The 19,432-nt window shown below is 40.9% G+C and carries 16 protein-coding genes; 1 reads left to right on the forward strand and 15 read right to left on the reverse strand.

Annotated elements, in window-relative coordinates:
• Window positions 1–31: 31 nt before the first annotated feature.
• The 15 genes from I595_RS06895 to I595_RS06965 all read right to left on the reverse strand — a co-directional run bounded on the left by I595_RS06895 (window position 32) and on the right by I595_RS06965 (window position 18,418).
• Window positions 32–1,093 (reverse strand): pyridoxal-phosphate dependent enzyme, encoded by a 1,062-nt coding sequence (locus tag I595_RS06895; RefSeq protein ID WP_054558630.1) that lies wholly within the window; start codon window positions 1,091–1,093, stop codon window positions 32–34.
• 71 nt (window positions 1,094–1,164) lie between these two features.
• Window positions 1,165–1,992, reverse strand: coding sequence for a GIN domain-containing protein (locus tag I595_RS06900; RefSeq protein WP_054558631.1), 828 nt, complete (start codon window positions 1,990–1,992; stop codon window positions 1,165–1,167).
• A 61-nt stretch (window positions 1,993–2,053) separates the two neighbouring features.
• On the reverse strand, window positions 2,054–2,227 hold the full coding sequence (locus I595_RS17345) for a hypothetical protein (protein WP_157449668.1): 174 nt from the start codon (window positions 2,225–2,227) through the stop codon (window positions 2,054–2,056).
• Entirely contained in the window at window positions 2,227–2,865 is a 639-nt protein-coding gene (locus tag I595_RS06905; protein WP_245628240.1) for an RNA polymerase sigma factor, read from the reverse strand. The genes I595_RS17345 and I595_RS06905 overlap by 1 nt, the downstream gene beginning before the upstream one ends.
• Before the next feature lie 60 nt (window positions 2,866–2,925).
• Window positions 2,926–3,099: a helix-turn-helix transcriptional regulator gene (locus I595_RS06910; protein WP_245628241.1), complete on the reverse strand. Its 174-nt coding sequence runs from the start codon at window positions 3,097–3,099 to the stop codon at window positions 2,926–2,928.
• A gap of 517 nt (window positions 3,100–3,616) precedes the next feature.
• Window positions 3,617–4,930: a dicarboxylate/amino acid:cation symporter gene (locus I595_RS06915; RefSeq protein WP_054558634.1), complete on the reverse strand. Its 1,314-nt coding sequence runs from the start codon at window positions 4,928–4,930 to the stop codon at window positions 3,617–3,619.
• Window positions 4,931–5,022: 92 nt separating this feature from the next.
• A complete protein-coding gene (locus tag I595_RS06920; protein WP_157449669.1) occupies window positions 5,023–6,879 on the reverse strand; it encodes a M1 family metallopeptidase in 1,857 nt (618 codons plus the stop codon).
• A 95-nt stretch (window positions 6,880–6,974) separates the two neighbouring features.
• Window positions 6,975–7,904 carry a M43 family zinc metalloprotease gene (locus I595_RS06925; RefSeq protein WP_054558636.1) on the reverse strand — a complete coding sequence of 310 codons (930 nt, stop codon included), beginning with the start codon at window positions 7,902–7,904 and terminating at the stop codon, window positions 6,975–6,977.
• A gap of 2 nt (window positions 7,905–7,906) precedes the next feature.
• Window positions 7,907–8,761 (reverse strand): hypothetical protein, encoded by an 855-nt coding sequence (locus tag I595_RS06930; RefSeq protein ID WP_054558637.1) that lies wholly within the window; start codon window positions 8,759–8,761, stop codon window positions 7,907–7,909.
• Between the two features lies 1 nt (window position 8,762).
• The gene (locus I595_RS06935) at window positions 8,763–10,463 is read right to left on the reverse strand and encodes a hypothetical protein (RefSeq protein ID WP_054558638.1); all 1,701 of its coding nucleotides are present in this window, start codon (window positions 10,461–10,463) and stop codon (window positions 8,763–8,765) included.
• A gap of 44 nt (window positions 10,464–10,507) precedes the next feature.
• Window positions 10,508–11,683 (reverse strand): CREC-EF hand family protein, encoded by a 1,176-nt coding sequence (locus I595_RS06940; RefSeq protein WP_157449670.1) that lies wholly within the window; start codon window positions 11,681–11,683, stop codon window positions 10,508–10,510.
• 22 nt (window positions 11,684–11,705) lie between these two features.
• Window positions 11,706–13,115 (reverse strand): RagB/SusD family nutrient uptake outer membrane protein, encoded by a 1,410-nt coding sequence (locus I595_RS06945; protein WP_054558640.1) that lies wholly within the window; start codon window positions 13,113–13,115, stop codon window positions 11,706–11,708.
• Window positions 13,116–13,126: 11 nt separating this feature from the next.
• The gene (locus I595_RS06950; protein ID WP_083467511.1) at window positions 13,127–16,405 is read right to left on the reverse strand and encodes a SusC/RagA family TonB-linked outer membrane protein; all 3,279 of its coding nucleotides are present in this window, start codon (window positions 16,403–16,405) and stop codon (window positions 13,127–13,129) included.
• A gap of 360 nt (window positions 16,406–16,765) precedes the next feature.
• Window positions 16,766–17,194 (reverse strand): RidA family protein, encoded by a 429-nt coding sequence (locus tag I595_RS06960; protein ID WP_054558643.1) that lies wholly within the window; start codon window positions 17,192–17,194, stop codon window positions 16,766–16,768.
• A complete protein-coding gene (locus I595_RS06965; RefSeq protein ID WP_217997184.1) occupies window positions 17,195–18,418 on the reverse strand; it encodes a pyridoxal phosphate-dependent aminotransferase in 1,224 nt (407 codons plus the stop codon).
• 115 nt (window positions 18,419–18,533) lie between these two features.
• On the opposite strand from I595_RS06965, the gene I595_RS06970 reads away from it, so the two are divergent.
• The gene (locus I595_RS06970) at window positions 18,534–18,950 is read left to right on the forward strand and encodes an Lrp/AsnC family transcriptional regulator (protein ID WP_054558644.1); all 417 of its coding nucleotides are present in this window, start codon (window positions 18,534–18,536) and stop codon (window positions 18,948–18,950) included.
• Window positions 18,951–19,432: the final 482 nt, after the last annotated feature.

The following is a 19,432-nucleotide window of genomic DNA, read 5'->3' on the forward strand; positions in this document are numbered from 1 at the left end:
ACTCCATACCATGGTACTCTTCTGGATTTGTTTAATTTTTTGCAGTGACCACCGCCACATAGCGATCGGGTTCAAAGTTTTGTTTGGCATCCAGCTCTAATAAGGCAATAAGGCCTGCGGTGGACGCCGGTAAAATACGCATCCCCTCTTTTTTTAGTAGCAGGCTGGTCATGCGCCTCATTTTCTGGTCACTGATATTATAGGCTTCCCCATTAGACTGCCTAAGGGCATAGAGGGCCTCATCCCCATCAAAACTATGCCAGTTTATCAAAGGCTCATTGTACTTTGTTTCCCTGATTTTCTCTGGCAAAAGATCTTGGCACTGGTCCAAGCCCAAGGTAAACGATTGGATAATGGGGTTCTTTCGGGTCGAGCTTGCGGCTATCATTTTAGGAATGCGAAAAATCTTTCCCCTTTTATATAAACCTGCAAATCCGCGATAGATGCCTGCCAATAAGGTACCATTGGATACGGGCACCGCGCAATATTTAGGGGCATCACCCAATTCATCAACAATTTCGTGGGCTATCTGTGCATAGGTCTGAATCTGTAGTGCGGTATTCGCTCCGCCAGGATTGGCGTCATACCATTCATTGGTCTTGGCCAAAACACTACTCTCCTGTACTACTTTTTCATAGTCGCCATGTAATAACAAAATTTCCGCCCCTAGGGATTCCATTTCTTGGCCACGTTCTGTGTGGTACGTTTTTGGAATTGCGATAATGCATCGTAGACCCGCCAAATTTGCGGCCAAGGCCACGGCCACCCCATAATTGCCACAGGTGGCCAAACAGATGGTGTCAAAACCCCTTCTTAAGGCATCATAGACTTGGGCAAAGGCAATACGGTCTTTTTGGGTTCCGGTAGGGTTATCCCCCTCATATTTGATGTATAGCTGTCTGATATCAAATTCCCGTTCCAAGGATTTTGCCCGGGTAAGCGCAGTATCGCCAATCTCTATATTGATGATGTCCTCGTAAGATTCCAACCGATCCACCAACGGTTTGGAACCATCCTTTACAAAATCGCTCAGTGCCTTACTTTCGGACGAGACTTTGGTTTCGGCGTTTTTTACGCCATCTTTAAGAATCATAGGTTTTACGAAGTGAAACTAAAAGTTAAGGGGAATTCCCCAATAAAGATGCATTCCTATTCTAGACTGATCTATTTCTTTATGATTTTTGCCTTATCATCCAATTGGTGTAGCGCTATTTCAGGGTTGCCATATACATAAATGGTACTCTTCCCCTTTGCATTTACCCCTAGGTTTTGAGCGGCGCGCACATAGACATCAGCGGTATTCCCTGAGGCCAGTTCGGCAGTTTTTGCACGCATGTTGCGGGCATTTAATTTAGATGCCCTAGCTATGGTGTAATCTGCTGTGGTAGCATCCCCCTCTACGTCCAATTCTGCCGCATCCTTTAGGCCAACCGTTATGGTATTGGTATTGAGCGTTCCTTTTAAATTGCTTTTGTCATTAAGGAAGACCCTGGATGATTTGGCTATGGCAGAAAATGTTCCTGTCGCATTTTGGTTTAGTTCAATGTCCAACCCATCTGTGACCATCTCCATTTCAAATGTAGAACGGTCAAACCCCATAATGGAAATCTGATCCGATGTAAAACGCCCCTCGCCAATTACTTTGGCATCATCCTTTATCATTAATTCCTGAAGTTGCACCACGGTAAGATGGATAGCTAACTTTTTGCTCTTGGTAATTTGATTGGTGGTGAATATTTTAAGGGTGCCCTCAAAAACGTCAAAACGGATGCTATTGTGAAGATTGGCATCGGCATTAAGGCTATAACCATTGGATGTTCCTTGGGAGATAGTGACCTGCAGTCCGTCCGCTACCTCAACCTTGGTAAAGTCTTGATGAATTTCCTTAAGGAGTAAAACAACGTTTTTGTCTCCCTCAATTTTAGGTTTTTTTGAAGCCGAAATTGACAAGGTCATTGCCATGGTCAACAATAAGCTAATATTCTTTTTCATTTGATATATCCTTTTATAGTATTGATACACCACAAATAAAAAAGGTCACCGTTTTACCTAGTCAATGTTCTTTTAATTTAAAAAAATTGACCAAGGCACCATAAAGCTTGGTGTTGAAGATGCCTGAAAGGGCTTTGCCCCTTTTTATGTCCTCTATTTTTGATATGATATCCTCCTTGGTTTCCATAGGAGGTTCTTTTACAGTTTCTATTTTCTTAAAAATATTTTTAGCCATTATACTATGGAATTGTAGGTTTTGATCACTTTTAACTTAGCTCGGTTCAATCGCATTTTAACGGCACTTTCACGGACACCCAATAAAGCCTCAATTTCTTTTATGGGTGTATCATCTTGGTATTTTAACAATAACAAGGCCTTGTCCTCCGGTGCTATCTTATCTAGGGCAAGTTTTAATTTTTCTGAATCCAAACCATTCATTTCTTCAATGTCCACGTCCTCGTCTGCCGCTTCTTCCTTTAGTTTTTTATCCAGTTTCTTGTCGTCACTACCAGACTTTTTCCTGTCCCGGGTGACGTAATTGGTACAAAGATTATAGGTCACCACGTACAACCACGTAGAAAATGCCGCTTTATCTGGGTTATAACTTTTAAGTTTTAAATAGGCCCGCAAAAATACATCCTGCACCAGATCTTTGGCCTCGTCGGGGTTTTTGACAAAACTGTAGCATTTATTGTATACCTTAAGGGAGTACCTTTCGTACAAATATCCATACAGGATGGGCTCGCCGTCTTGCACAATTATTCTAATGAGTTCTTCATCCGTTAGGTCTTTATGGGAACGGTTATTATTTGGTTCTTTATTTGGCATACTACTTCTAATGCGTTCCCTAAAAGTAACAAAGAAAACGTACATGTCTTTGGCCTTTTTTTGGTGTTAGGTATTTAGGAATTATGGTTGATGTCCGTTCTGCAACTACAAACGGAAGATTTTCACCCATTCGATAAAAATCAATTTCCTATTGGGTTTGGGTTCCGGAATGTTGCCTGCAGCGGTGAATTTGTAAAGGTAACTTCTAGATATGCTTGTATAGTCACAGGTTTCATCAAAGGTGAGTACCTCTTTATTGGCAATCAACAGTCTATCCAAACGGTCTAGCCTTTTGCGTATTAAAATAGTGTCCGTTTTGTTTCTTTTTAGGGATTTGAAATGAACAAAAGTGCTTTGTATTCTTTTGGAGAATTCTTAGGATAAAGTTAATAGAGGGGAAATGGCAAAGCTCGTTTACTGACAGTTTATTTTTTACAAAATATTGCTATCCAATTACTCATGCCAAACCAATAAAAATAGAAGCAAATAAATACGGATCATTTTATTTGGTTTCAAAACATATCGAACCGTACCATTGTAAAAATGTAAAAAACCAAGGATTTTAGAATTATGAACAATTGAAATTAATATGATGGACTACCAAGGAAATGGAAAGGATTATACAGATTGGAAGATAAATGCAATCCGATATTTTGAAGGCTTTATCACCAATACACAATTATATACTATCCTTCATGACAAATGTCCTAATAGTACTATCATAATTTATGTAAACTTCATTTCTTGTAGTTCACTTTAGGTTCATTACATGGATTTCATCACTTATCCTATATTACTACAATTGGTTGTCCGAATTTTTAATCTTAGGTTTTCCAAATTTCCCCACAGATTTGGCCACTAAGATAGCAACCATGGAATCTCCTGTTACGTTTACCACCGTGCGGCACATATCTAACGGGCGGTCTACCGCAAAAATCAAAGCGAGGCCAATAGCCAACTTATCGGCAGGAAAACCGATAGCCTCCAAAACAATGACCAACATTACCATACCGGCACCTGGCACGGCAGCGGAACCTATGGAGGCCAATAATGCGGTAAATACAATGGTCAATTGATCAGGAAAAGTCAAATCAAATGCCAAAGCTTGAGAAATAAATACTGCAGCCACTCCTTGGTACAAACTAGTTCCGTCCATATTTACCGTGGCCCCTACCGGCAAAACAAAGCTAGAAACCTCCGCATCTACTCCAATATGCTCTTCCACACGTTCCATAGTTACAGGAAGTGTTGCAGCGCTGGAACTTGTAGAAAACGCCAATAACTGAGCGGGGCTGATTTTAATTAAAAACTTCAACGGATGGTAACCCGTAAAAAAAGAAATTATAACACAGTAAAATAAGACCATTAAAAGCAGTCCCAAAAGAACTACCCCTGCATATTTTAAAAGGGCCAATAATAAATCGGGGTCGCTGGAGGAAACAACAACACTTGCCAATAGCGCAAAAACCGCAACGGGTGCGGTGAGCATAATTAAATCGACCATTTTTAGAACTACATCGTTTAAAGAGTTAAAAAACTTCTTTAATGGTTTTGCCCTTTTTTGGCCCACCAACAACATGGAAATTCCTAGAAATATGGTAAAAAAAATGACTTGTAACATCAGGCTATTATCACTCATAGCATATACAGCATTGTCAGGGACCATTTCCTCTAAAAACTGTAAAGGGCCGCGCTCCTTTTGCATAGACGCCTCTGCCAATTTTGATGTAACTCCGCTGTCACCGGAATAGGTGTCTACCAATTTTGATATTGTATCCGCCGGAATAGCCACGCCAGGTTGGATTACATTTACCAATACCAGACCAATAGTAATGGCAACTAAGGTAGTACCCATATAAATTGCCATAGTACGTAAACCAATACTTCTAAACTTGGAAATATCCTTTAAATCTGAAACACCTTTCACCAAAGACGCTAATATTAAAGGTATCGCAATCAGCTTTAAAAGCTTTACAAAGATAGTGCCAAGTGGCCGAATCCAATCTGCAACAAACTGCTCTCCCCAGTCTAGTTGGTTCATTGCAAAACCAAATAGCACACCGGCAATCATTCCTATTAAAATCTGCCAATGTAACTCTAGTTTTTTCATGTTTTGCTTGGAGTCGGAGTGTAATATGAATCGAAGTAGGCCCAATATGTTGGACACGTTACTAACCTTATTTATTTCTGCTTATAAAGCGATTATTTTTCCAATACTACACTGTTGTTATCCTCATCTACATCAGGGAAGGCATCGGTAATAAGCTTCACAGAAATTAAATTGTCTACATCAGGAATTTGTATTTTATTATTTTTATCTCCCGATACCCATATTTCGGGTGATTTTCTTAAGGTTTTAATCCTATTGTTCGCATAGTTTAATTGTATAACTACTGGTACTGGGAAGCCACCTACATTTTCAAGTACCAGATGGTCTTCTTCCACTGTTTTTACCGCTACATCTGCATAGCCGTAACCAAACACCCATTTATTCCAAAACCAATTTAAATTTTGACCACTGACATCATTGAACGTGAACATAAAATCATAGGGGGTAGGATGCCTATTTGCCCATCTTGATAGATATTCTTTTAAACATTTTTTAAACAGCTCTTTCCCCAACAAACTTTCCAAGGCCATATACATAAAAGCAGGTTTGCGGTATGATTGCTGAAAATGCATATTTCTTACCACCATGTAGTTTGATGGACTGAACAATGGTGTTTCCCCTTGTTGGCCAGCACTTCTCTCGTAACTGCGAATGGTACGTTTCAATTCATAATTTTCGAACTCCGTGCCACGATACAAGTGTTGTCCGAATTTGATGGTCAAGAACGTTGCCCAACCTTCTTCCATCCAAGAGTATTTAACCTCATTTATACCCACCCAGTGTGGTAGGTAGGTATGGGCCAATTCATGAAAGGTCATGTGGTTGTTACTGATCTGCCGTTTAGAAAACCCATTGTTGGCCATCATGGGGAATTCCATACCATCAAATTCTGGAACGCCAATAAATGTGGTAAAATTGGAATAGGGGTAAGTTACTCCCGGTAAATCCTTGGATAAAAAATGAAGTCCTTTTTCTTGAACCGTCAATAAATCATTAAGATATGGCTCATCCTTGACATCATAGACAATGTTTGAGGCGATAGGCTTTTTCCCGAGCTGGACCGTATTTGCTACCCATTTAAAATTGTTGGATACCCCAAAGCCAAAATCCCGTACATTTTTGGCATGGTACACCCATGTGGTTTTGGCCTTGGATATTGGGTTTTTACTCCCGTCCAGAACTACCAGTTTATCCGTACTGGTTTTTATGTTACGATAGGCCAATAGTTCTTGTGGGTTCAATACTTCCTCGGCATTTTCTAGATTGCCCGTAGCAAAAATATAGTTGCCCTTTGGAACCATTATTTTTACTTTATAATCTGCAAAATCGGTATAACACTCTTGTGCTCCGGTATACTCATTTTTATCCCAGCCGTCTATATCATCATACACCGCTATCTGCGGGTACCAATAGCCAAAATAGGCACTTTCCTTGTCGTAAGCCCCAATTTTGTTCACGTAGACCGATGGCATTTCCGTCTCCCATTCCATAAACAGCTCGGTTGTTTTATTTGGTAAAATTGGAGTGGTTAGCTCTAGGGTGATAAAGGTGGAACTACGCTCTACGGTAATCCTATTTTCCTCTTTTGACTGTTTGGTAGCGTGCGCCAGATTGCTGACAGCGGTATTTTTATCTAAGGCCACCTGCTCGCTATTGACCTTTAGGTTGGTAATGATCATGCCGTCCGTTAAATTCGTTAAGGGCATTTCATTGGCGCGTACCGCACCCTTCTTATAATGGTTTGCATACTGTCTTATGACAATTTGATCCAAACTATCAGGACTGTTGTTGTGATACGTTATGGTCTGTTTTCCCTTCAATTTCCAAGTACCGGGAAATACTTCGGCATTAATATCGTAACTGCTAAAATTCTGCCAGTACTTTGTTCCGGGCGTACCGTCCAAGGAGCGGCTGTTTAGCCTATATGCCTTCTGGAATTCCAGAGGCATGTAGAGATGTTCTTGACCATATATGGCCAAGGATAACAAAATTGTAACAAGTATGCTTAGGTTTTTCAAATGACAGGAAATGGTTTACTTACGGTTCAAGGTTCAATTAAATACGCTCTTTCATTCTCCAAGACCGAAATCATTTTTTCTATTTGCTGTGGTGAGAACCTTCTTCTGCATAAGTTTCCAGCCTCGTCCGTACCGGCCCATTGTGTCATAAAATTTAAGGTATCTGGATTGTAGCGGTCGCCATTGGCATCAGTTTCTGTACCTACATAATCACAAGTTGGTTCTGCTATGTTACTGTCATTTAGGTCTGGAGAAGCAGGGGTATCACAGATTTTATCCCCTGCCACCTCACAATTAGACCCGTCAACTAACTCAACATTTCCATCCGCATCCCTAAAATCATCATCTGTATGGTAAAGACCCAAATAATGACCTATTTCATGTGTAGGAGTTGCGGTATTTTCAATTTCAAATGCTGATGCACTTAATTTTAAGTTGTTTCCCTCATCAGGAAACAAGGCCGTAGCGCCTAGGGTTCCCGTTATTACACCATTTTCCCTATTGCCAAGTTCAAAAAAGTAAAAAATGTTCAAGGCTGTATCGTCCTCAAAACTTCTAAGTACCCTGTTTTCCCTAAAATCATCCTGTTTAACAAATTGCTCGTTCCATTGGGTATTGTCTACAAATTGAATGCTCTTGGTGAAGAACTCTACCTCTGCGGATTCAAAATTTGAATTTATATCTTGCATAACTTTGGCTATCCGTTCTTCGTCTACTGCCGGGTTGCCCCCTTGGTCCGTTCTAGAAATATGGTGTACTACCGCTATTCTTAGAAATCCAGGAGTAGGTTCGTCCATATCGCCGGTACCCATATCATCATCCCCGGTGGCATCAGGTTCCATTTCTTCCTGCGATTCTTCCTCAAAATCCCTGATTACTGGACCATTGTTACTGCTGCAAGCGGTAAGCATAAGTATTAGAATACCCATTACCGGATATAGTTTAATTATTTTCATTTCTACGTTTTAGAATTGTTTTCTTCAAATAGCTTTTTTAGAAATTTAAGTCGGTTCGGAATATTTGTCCTTACCCAGTCCTCCACATTCTTATTCAAACGTCCAGGATAATATATCATGGCATAGGCAAAAATGGCGGATTCCGCCAAATCCTCCTTTTCAGGTTTGCTTTGGGCATACTCTGTAATAAATGTTACATCCTTTTCCTGCGCCTGTTTCCATTCCTTACTTTTTGCGTGTGCCAAATCAAAGGCAACATGCACCGTTTCATGAAAAACCGTTTCTTCCAAGTCATTTGTACTGATACGCGCGTCCATATTCTCTGAATACAGTACAAAAAAACCGCCAGCATCCTCGGCAAACGCATTGGAATCCCCTTTGTGCAGTATTACATGTGAAAGTTTATTTCTCATATAAAGCGGTAATTTGCCTAGTCTGCCACTAAGTTTTTGGGCATACTCCTTAGCAGCATTACTGGTGCCAAAACTACTGTGTGCCCAAATTTCTACTGGATTACCTGCAGTAAAATTGGCTTTGAAGATAAAAGCGCCATTATCCATAAGGTCCCCGGTATCACTACCAGGCATTTCCCTAGTGCCCCGCTTTAAATAATCAAGATTTTTGAAGGCGTCCGGGTCCTGTTCTGTTATAAAATCAATATCCGTTGCCGTAATTGAAGTTCTGTAGAGTGGCTTGTTGGTTTCTTTAAGCTCGCTTATGGTCTCTTTCAAGGGATTACTGTTAGCAGCGGTATTTGCCTCTTGTCCCCGCTCTTTACAATTAGTGGTCACCAAAATAATGAGCAGAACCATCAAGGCGCGCTTTACTAGTATTTCCGTGCTGTTAATACTACTCATATTATAATGATTCAAAGAATACCGATCCGGTAGTCTGGTTGCCCCCAGCATCTGTCAACGTATATTCGGATAGTTCTATAAAACCTTCGGCAGGGGAGTAACTACCAAAAGCGGTAAAGGTGTATTCTGTATCCGTTCCATCTACTGTACAGGTAAATGATGCGTTTTCAATAATAATCTCTGCACCATCCTCTTCTGCACCTAAGAACACCTCAATCTCTACAGTATTGCCACAACCCAAGTTCAGAAAATCACCGGACAGTAAAAAATCCCCACAGCCTTCGCCAGCCGTAAAACTGGCATTGCCGAAACGTTCGGTTCCATTTGTATTTACAATGGTATTGTAGGTACCCTCAAAGCTATTCTGGGCGCAATCATCACCTTCTTCATCTTCGCCCCCATCTTCACCGTTGCCGTTGGAAAATTCAAAAAAGATTTCACCATTGGAGGTGTTTCCATTAGAATCGCTCAAGGTAAATTCGTTAAGCTGTAAAAAGCCCTCCGCTGGGGAATATTCACCAAAAGCATTAAAGGTATATTCTATGTTTTCCCCACTTTCCAAAGTACAGGTAAAGCTTGCATCTTCTATAATTATCTCTGAACCATCTTCCTCTGCCCCAAGAAAAACATTGATTTCAAAATCGTTGCCACAACCTAAATTCAAAAAGTCCCCAGAAAGCACAAAATCATTACAACCGTCCTCTTGTTGTGTCAATAGCGCATTTCCAAAATCTTCGTTGCCGTCTATGGTAATGATGGTATTGTATTCCCCTTCAAAAGAATCCAGAGTACATTCCTCTTCCTCATCTCCTTCGTCATCCAAACTCCTAATATTCAGCGTGCCCTCAATTTCCCCATCGGGAGTGGTCATGATATAATTCAACTCCAACCTACCTAATTCCCCTTGGTAGGTTCCGTTTCCTGAGACGGTAAATTGAGTGGTTTCCGTACCATCCTCGGAAAGGCATTCATAGGTGGTAAGGTCTACTGTAATGGTTCCTTCGGAGGAGTCAGTATCATTAGGTGTAAATAGAAATGGAATAGCTACATCATCATTGAAACAGCCTTGGTTAAAAATACCTCCGCCATTAAAAACATAGACGCCGCAATCCGTTCCTATTTCCCCAAGGGTAATCCCCTCACCATTAATGGAATCTATAGTTCTAAGTTCTCCCAGAAAATTAGACTGGTCAAAATTTAGGTTACATGCTAAATAGGGGTCGGTTCCATTGATAAATTCATCTATGTTTGAAACAAGGTCCCCGTCACAATCCGCAGCGCCCCAAAGTTCATTTTCTGAATTAAATGCCAAATAACCAGGTTCCTGCAAAGGAACACAAGGGTCATTAGGTTCTGGGTCCATAAAGTCCGCCACGCCGTCCCCATCAGCATCCTGCATGTTTTCATCCAAGTAGGGATTTCTTCTTTTATCCTCAAACTCGGCTCCGTTGGTTACGCCGTCACCGTCACAATCTGCTCCCGCCCAACTGGCATTAAATACATTAAATCCTGTATAGGCCATCTGCTGTAAAGGTAGACAAGGGTCATTGGGAGCCTCATCGGCACTATCCAATACTCCATCTCCATCCGTATCTTTTGCCTCGCTCAAAAAACGCTCTGCGTCCTCTTCACAAGAAGTGGTCATTATGAGCATAGAGGTCATGGCCAATAACAGCAAGCCCAGTCTAGATAAATTAGTCATATTCCTATTTTTTTATAATTCAAAAATGTTTATCCTGCCCATTGTTAATCTAATGGCCTGATAATCAATGTTCCAGATATGGTCTCGTTTTCTTCAGTGGTAATGGTATACGTAAGTTCAACAGTACTGGCACTACCGCTATACGTTCCAAAACCTTCTACCGTAAAGTTTGTGGAAGTTGTTCCATCCTCTGAAAGACAGGAATAAGTTGTAGCGTTGACAGTAACCGTTCCATTAGAGGAATCGGGAGCGTTGGGTTCAAAGAAGAATGGAATCTGCACATCCTCGTTAAAACAGCCTTGGTTGAATATACTGCCTCCGGTAAAAATAAAGGTTCCACATTCTTCACCAATTACACCTATGGTTACTCCTTCTCCATTGTTGCTATCTACAGTCCTTAATTCCATTTCAAAGTTTTCCAACTCAAAATTTAAAATCTCATTACAAGGAAGGTCCGGTTGTGGGTATGGTGAATCCCCGTTAGCGAGCTCATCTGCGTTGGGAATACCATCGCCATCACAATCTGCAGTTGCCCAAATTTCATTTTCAGAATCAAACCCTACGTAGCCTTGAAATTGTTCTGGAATACAGGGGTTGTTGGGATCAACATCTTCATCATCCCTTACACCATCACCATCTGCATCTCCAATTAAAGATTCATTTAGATAGGGGTTTGTATCATTACTAAACTCATCAAAATTGGAAATCCCATCGCTATCGCAGTCTGCCGCACGCCATGCGGTATTGAAAGGATTAAAACCCGTATAAGAGACATCTTGTAAAGGGAGACAGGGGTCGTCCGGGGCACTGTCATTACTGTTTTCAATACCATCGCCGTCTGGGTCGTTTAAATTTCTTAGGATGGTCACCTTAGAAATTTGGAAGCTATTTTGCTTTCGTACCTCTACTTCAAGATTTACCTCATTAACACCCGGCGAATTGAATACCTCTGGATTTGAAACAATAATTTCGCCAAACCGTATGCCAAGGGTCACACTATTTTGAGGGGTCTGGGAAATAAGGGAATATGTTACCTCGCCCTCACTGGAATTACCCCTCAGGAAACCAAGGGTGTCCAACTCTTGAACCACCACTGGGGCATTAATGGTAAAATCTTCTGTGCTAACCAATACATTGGCAGCACCACTATCCGTATCGTCACAGGAAAGATAAATGAAGAGGCCAAAAACTACGGCCATTATTTTGTATGTTGTTTTCATAGTTTTAAAAATTTCGCGTTCGCTAGTCTCTTGGGTTTTGCTCTATTTCCGGATTGGCGTTAATATAGTTCTGAGCTATGGGAAAGGCCCAATTAAGACTGTTAGGTGCAATAGTCACCGTTTCACCCCTAAAGGAACGGGTTACGGTAATCTTTTCCTCATCAAATCTGTTATAGCGCTTAATATCAAAAGTTCGCAGCGTACTTGGTGCTTTTTCCCGTCTAATCTCATCTTTTACAAAAGCCAAAAGCTCGGCTTCGTCGGTAATTTGCACCGGAGTATAGGTCCCAGTTTCAAATCGATTTTCCCTAAGGGTGTTCAGGGCATCATTAGCCGCTTGTATGTTACCAAGTCTTGCATTACATTCTGCCAACATCAAATATAGATCAGACGTGGTAAGGGACACATTGGAGTTGTCGTTGGTTCTATGGGCCACAAGTACAGGATCGTCTATTTCTGCAAAAAAATAGGTTCTTGCATCTGCAAACCATCGCCTTCTTAAATCGGTTTCGTCATAAAGTGCGATGAACTCTGGATCAGCAACAACGGTAAAACCACCAGAATCCTTGAACCATAGCAGTTGCGGGTCTTCTACCGCCAAAGGATATACCAAGACGTTGGCGTCCCTTGGATCTTCTTGATCCAGATTGATGTTTCTTAATGTATTCTTTATCTGAAGTGCGTTGTTTACGGCGTTCAAAGCCTCTTCATACCTGCCTTGATATAGCAACACACGGGCAAGAAAGGCTAGAGCACCCACCTTGGAAGGCCTAAAACTTAGGTTTGCAGGTTGTGTATCCGGGAGGGCGTCCAAATTCTCCGTAATGTCCGTAAGGATCAAATCATAGACTTCTGCCACCGAAGCCCTAGTGAGATCCAAGCCTTCCAGCTCAATTCCCTCCCTAATAGGAACGCCTAGATCCGTATTGGCATTAGCCGGATCATAATGCACACTGTAGATATTGACCAAATTAAAGTAGGCAAATGCACGATGTAGGCTTGCATCTGCCCTTAGCTCCGCAATTTCCTCTGGACTTGCATCGATTACCCGTTCCAGCCCATCCAATACCACATTGGCTACATAAATCTGATTGTAATAACGTATCCAAGTATTATCATCTCCATTCTCCGTTGATATCTGATCTCTAAAAAAATAAACATTGAGCTGTTCCGGACTTATTCCAAAACTGGTAACTACTTGCTCTGAAATCCTGTAATTGTCACTAGCCAGAATGTTAAAGTCATGATGGCCACCAAAACCTTGGGTAAAGTTTACGTTTGGGTCTGGTTCTACCTGATCTAGGAGCGCTCTAAAATCTTCAATTTTTGAAGGTATAACCTGCCCTTTTGGCTCAAATTCCAAGAAGTTTTCCCTAGTACACCCAATCAACAAAATGGACAGTACTAATGCTATAATTGCTGAAGTTCTCATAAACTGCTTCTTTAAAAGGTTGTAGTAAGGTTAAGACTGAAAGTTGGGGGGATGGGTATTAAGGGGCTAAAAGGATCGACATCCCATTTATTGAAGTTCCAAACCTTTAAATTATCGGCTTGCAGGCTAACACTAAAGTTTGTCATAGATAATTTATCCACGAGTTCCTTAGGGAATTGATACGTAAAATTTACCTGTTGTAATCTTATATTAGTGGCATCATCTGTGTTTCTGTCAGATTCATCCAAATACAGATATAGTGGGGTTGACGTTTCCTGTGGAGACGTTACCCGGGGTACATCGGTCAATAGTTCATCGCCTGGCTGTTGCCACCTGCTGACAAAGTCACGAGGCACATTGGTTGGGAAGAACCGCGGATCATAATTTTGACTGAACCTGAACCTGTTGCCACCAGAATAGGTAGTAAGCACCCTTAATGAAAAGTTTTTATAGGTAAAGGTATTGGTAAGGGAGCCTGTTCTATTTGGCGACCTAGATCCTTCATTTCTCAATGCTTCAACAGCACCAATATCACCACCAACCTCAACTATTTCATTGTTTTCATTAAAAAAAGAAGGGTTGCCGTTTCTGTCTAGTCCAGCGTACCTAAAACTAAAAAAGGTGTCTACCGGTTCCCCTACCACAAAAGCGTTTGCATCTGTTTGGGTAAAGAGAAATATTTCGCCAGGATTACTCTCATCAACACTGGTAATACGGTTCTCATTTTGACTGTAGAGAATTCTCATATCGTACCTAAAATCCGCCTTATCCACAACAATTAGCCCCAAGTCTACATCAAAACCCCTGTTAAACAGCTCAGCCACATTTAAGAAAGATGATTCTAGCCCCAACGTTGGGCTAATGTTACGCCGGGCCAATAAATCTTCACTTTGCCTGTCATAATACTCTACATTACCATAAATTCTGCCATTGGCCATAGAAAAATCCAGACCCAAATTCAAGATCTTTGTTTTTTCCAAGCGTAAGGTTGGGTTGGGCGGATTGGCAATGGTGAGGTAATTGTTTAAAAAGCTTCCTTGATCGCGTCCTTGTCTTGCTACCAAGAACGGAGATGTGTTCCGATCTACGTTACCGCCAGAACCATAGGTCCCCCTCAAATTCAGATTTTGAAAAAAGCCCGAATTAAAAAAGTCCTCATTGGTCAAATTCCATTTTAGGCCCACGGAAAAAAGAGGGATGTTCCTAAACTCATCAGAAGCGCCAAATAGATTGGTGTCATCCAACCGCATACTCCCGGAGATGGTATATCTACTATCATAACTATAAGCGGCATTACCATAGTAGGACAAGAACCTGTTTTCATTGAAAAGTACGGTAGACCCCGGGTTAATTAAATTTTGTCCATCAAAAATAGGACTGGCGTATCGGGTATTAAAGTTAGGTTGGTTAAAAATCAAACTTTGATCATCATAGCCAAATTTGCGATCACTGTTAAATTCTGTTATTTGTTTTCTCACCTCATATCCAGCTATTGCATTGATATTGTGTTGGCCATCATTCAAGCTTTTTTCATAATTTACCTGTGCCCTAAAGGTATTGTCCAGCGAACTTCTGGAATCGGTATCCAAAATAGAACCTACGGGCACCGGATTTTCAATAACTTGGCCATTCTCATCTACCTGAGAGAAAAAATTGACTTGATTTCTTGTAAAAAAGGTGTTTTCATTAAAAAGCTCCCTGCCAAGATTGGTATTGTACAAATACTGATAACTAAGGTCTACATTAAGTCCATCAGCAATTTTATAGTTTAATCCGGTCTGAATACGAATGTCCGTAATGGTTGAGGTATCTTCGTTATTGTCCGATTCCTGTTTTAGGTTAAACGTCCATGGGTAAGGATATCCCCTGCGTTGCGCCAATTCTGAACTTTCAATGTTGACACCGCCTAACATGGGCAGATAATTGCCGTTATCATCAACAATCCGTTCAAAAATGGGAAAGTTAAAAAGGTAATCTATTGGCCCCGTACCTATTCCGTTCTCATCCTTGGTATGTGAAATATTGGAAGAAAACCTGGCTTGTAGCTTATCCGTTAATTTGTAATTTGCCGTAACGTTCAATATGTACTGATCTGATCTATCATTTACAATTTCACCCCTGTTTTGATTGTAAACTAGGGAAGAATTAATATTGTACTTCTCACCTCCGGCGGAGATTCCAAGGTTATATTGGTTCCAAATACGTTGTCTCATAAAGAGCCTGGAGTATTCTTCCCGCCCATCATTGTTTCTTAGGGCATTGATTCTGGCATCTGCCGTGGCAATATCGATATCACCTCGCTGAAGGCGCAGCATGGTTTCCCTTACGGAATTCGTTTGAAATAATGAAAATTGATCTAATTCACCACCGAAGAGGTCACGCTCCTGCGAAAATTCACCAAAATTGAACAGCTCCAATTGATAGTCTACTTGGTCGCTAGGGTCCGCAAAGGGCGCGCTAAAAATATCTCTTTTTAAGGTTACGGCAGAATTCACGGAAAGACTTACGGATAACTTTTCCTTGTCCGTACCTTTTTTAGTGGTAATCAAAATAACCCCATTTGCGGCACGTATTCCCCATATAGAGGTTGCGGCTGCATCTTTTAGGATGGTTATGGTCTCCACATCGTTTGGATTGATCGTACCAAACCCACCAGGAATGGCAAAACCATCCACAACGACCAAAGGCTCCGTGGTAGCATTTATGGAACTACGTCCCCTAATGACCAGGCCTATGTTGTTCTTTTCTTGAATGAAGGGGTCAAATTGTACCCCTGGTGCCTCCCCAATAATTTTTGAAATAATATTCTGATCAATCTTTCGCTCTAGTATATCGGTATCAATGGTAGCGATAGATCCGGTGGCGCGCTCTTTACTGATTTTTTGATACCCAGTAGAAACAACGTCAACACCGGACAATTCAAAACTTGACGTAACCATCACCACATCATAGGAAGTTCTCTCATCCACGGTTATCTCCACATCCTCAAAACCAATAAAAGAAAATTGTAATACATCTCCAGGTTTGGCCGGAATACTATAATTGCCATCAAAATCACTTGTTACCCCACGGGTGCTGCCCTTTATGATAATGCTTACACCCAATAATGGAACCCCAGTTTCATCTGTTACCACCCCTTGAACATTTTGTTGCGCGCCTTCACCATGCCGTAACAAATTGGCCAAGTCTGCTTTGTTTGCCTCTGTTCCCAAACCGTATAAAGAAAATTTACCACAAAAGAGCAACACTATAAAAGGTGTTGCCAAAAAATACCGGAGATTACTTTTCATAATAGTATTATTCGTTTATTGCTTTTTATTTTTCAACCAAGGACGTCTTTAGACCAAGATATTTGGTTGGTACGCGACCTTGGCCCACATCGGATCCAGTTGAAACAATACCATAGATTTCCGTCAATCTACAAAGACTAAAAGCTTTAATTTTTACTCTAAATTTAGTTGGAAATCAAAGGAATTGAAAGGTTAAAGCATGTCTATATAGCTCTTTTTTCGCTGAAACATTTTTTTTATCCACTTAAAAAAGTGGAATCCACGATTACAGGAAAATCATTTTTACATGAACTGTTGCCCATTATAGTGGGCTTGGCCTTTTCCATGCTGCGGGATACAAAAAAACATAATCCTATATCATCATTTAACTGATGCTACCATGGTAATTTCTACAGCTGCATTAGAGGGTAAAGTAGCAACGCCTATTGCGGCTCTTGTACCTATGCACTGGATGCCCAATTGCCCCTTTAAAAAGTTTGAGGCATAATCAGCCACTTGGGCGTGCTTTTCAAAACCTTGTTCTGCGTTTAGGTAAACATTGAGCTGCAATATCACATCAATATGTTCATGGCCCTGCAGACAACCGTTGGCTGCGGATAGTGCGTTCGTAGTTGCCAATACCACCGCATTTTTATAGGTCTCTATTGGAGTATCCAACAAAATTTTTCCCTTAAACTGTAAAATGCCTCCTTTTCTTGGGGTCATACCCGCAGTATAAATAATAGTACCATGCCTTACTGCTGGCTTATAATTTCCCTGTGGTATAACCTTACCTTCAATACTGTCCATTTATTTCTTGTAGATTTCAACCATTTTTACAATCCGATGTGCCGCCCCAACCGCAGCACTGTGGTCCTGTGAAAAGTTTAACCGTATACTATTGGTGAATTGGGGTGCAAATTCAGTTCCTGGCGTAACAATGACCTTGGCTTGAAATCTCAATAGGCGCGTAAATGTCCCTAAATCCACTACAAGTTTTGGTAGCTTGGGGAAAAGATAACTGCCCGCCTGTGGCGTAGCGGTTGGTAAATCTGCATTCCTAAATATCCTTAAAAGGTCATCCCGTATAGCCTCATGATCTGCTATCCTTTTCTCCATCCAACCGGAGGGCTCTGCAAACCACGTATTTAACGCGGCTTGATTGTAACCCGCAGCACGTAAAGACACAATGGCCTGCAACCTTTCCATTCGTTCTATTATTGCCGCTGTCCCAAATGCCACGCCCAAACGGAAACCACTTAGGGATTCTGTTTTTGAAGGACCCATAATCGTAATCAAGTTTTTGGGAGGCGTTGCACAAGAGCGCAGATGCGTATACTCCTCTCCACTATATAACATACGGGAATATAATTGATCTACTATTACGGTAGTATTGTATGCGGTAGCCAAAGAGGCAATGGCCTTAATCGTCTTGGAAGAATATACGTACCCTGTGGGATTATTGGGGGTTGAAAATACCAAAACCTCGGTACCCTGGTTAAAAGCCATCTCAAGTGCGTTTAGGTCAATCCCGTTTGTAGCGGTCTGGCCTTGGTAACGCAAAGGAATGGGCATAAGCTTTCCGCCAAAAAAACTGACTAGTTTTCTATTGGCAAAATAATCTGGCTCTACCACGGCGACCTTAGTGCCTGAGGTCACTGTTGCCCCGAGGGCCAAAAAGAGGGCTCCTTGGGTTCCTGGGGTAATGATCAATTCATTTTCCGCGGATAATGCGGCACCCGTAAATTTTTCTAGGCGACCAGCGAGGTTTTTTCTTATCTGGGCATCACCACGATACTCCGTATAGGCTTGTTCCCCGCCAACGGCATAACCATTTTGCCAAGCTTCCAAAGCACCGGGTGTTGGCTCAAATGCATTTACGTCACCGTGGGAAAAATCAACGGGAATACCATCAAGCATTTCTCCACGGACCAATGTTTTTAAATCTCCCGTGCTTTGCCGCACTTCTTGTCCTGGCGCATTTTCTGCCTCAAGAGTTTTGAACTTTCTGTCCAAGGTATCCATGTTGCTCATAAGTCAATATTGTGCTTCAAAAATAAGTGGTGTTATAGCTATAATAAAACTGATTCTATTGTTAAGTCGTAATTTATTCGTGGAAAAAATGTTTATTTTGTAAATAAACTATCGAATGGTTGACGATATTGACAAGAAAATCCTGCAAGAGCTAAAGGACAATGCCCGTATTTCCTTTGCAAACCTGGCCCGGGAAATTAATCTATCTCCCTCAGCGGTGCGGGAAAGAGTCCAAAAAATGGAAGACCTGGGCGTCATTCAAAACTACGTTGTCCAAACAGACAACAAAATGCTTGGCTATGATTTAGAAGCATTTATCCTTATTAAAGTATTTCCCGGAAAACTAAAGCATGTTATACAAAGCATAACTGAATTCCCAGAAATTACAGAGGCACATCGCATCACTGGAAATCAGAATATACATTTAAAAGTTTTAATTAAAGATCAAATACATCTTCAGAAACTATTGGATCAGTTAATGGATTTTGGTGATACAAATACTTTTTTGATTTTAACACGCATTGGGGATTAAGTATTTTCTATGTTGTGAATTTAGATTATGGCAATTAATATACTATTGCTAATGGAAATCATAGTTAAAACAAGCGGTAGATTAAAAGAAGACCATCATTAGTAAGGAACAAAGCAAGACTTTTTTTAATTAAACGTATGGATTCAACTTTTGCAACACTCCAATTTTAAAACTGGGAAGGAAGTTGTAGGGTATTAAGTCAGTGTTTTTTTGATGGAACTAGCCTTAAATAGTAAAGAAGTGTCAAGATTTATGCTGGTTTTACCAACTAACACCAAACTCTATTTAAATCTGTTTTGCATGCAAATTGCGTGCAAATGAAAAAAGCTTTAAAAGTCAATAAGTCTTTAAGCCATGTAAAAATTATAAGAACATATCGCCCCAAAGCTTCGGGGAACTGGTAGCCTTTTACGCAGCTCAAATTTCAAATTTGGCATCCGCAAAAAACAAAAAAGCCTCCACATCTGTGAAGGCCTATGATT

The sequence above is a fragment of the Croceitalea dokdonensis DOKDO 023 genome (genome assembly GCF_001306415.1).
Classification (GTDB): Bacteria; Bacteroidota; Bacteroidia; order Flavobacteriales; family Flavobacteriaceae; genus Croceitalea; species Croceitalea dokdonensis.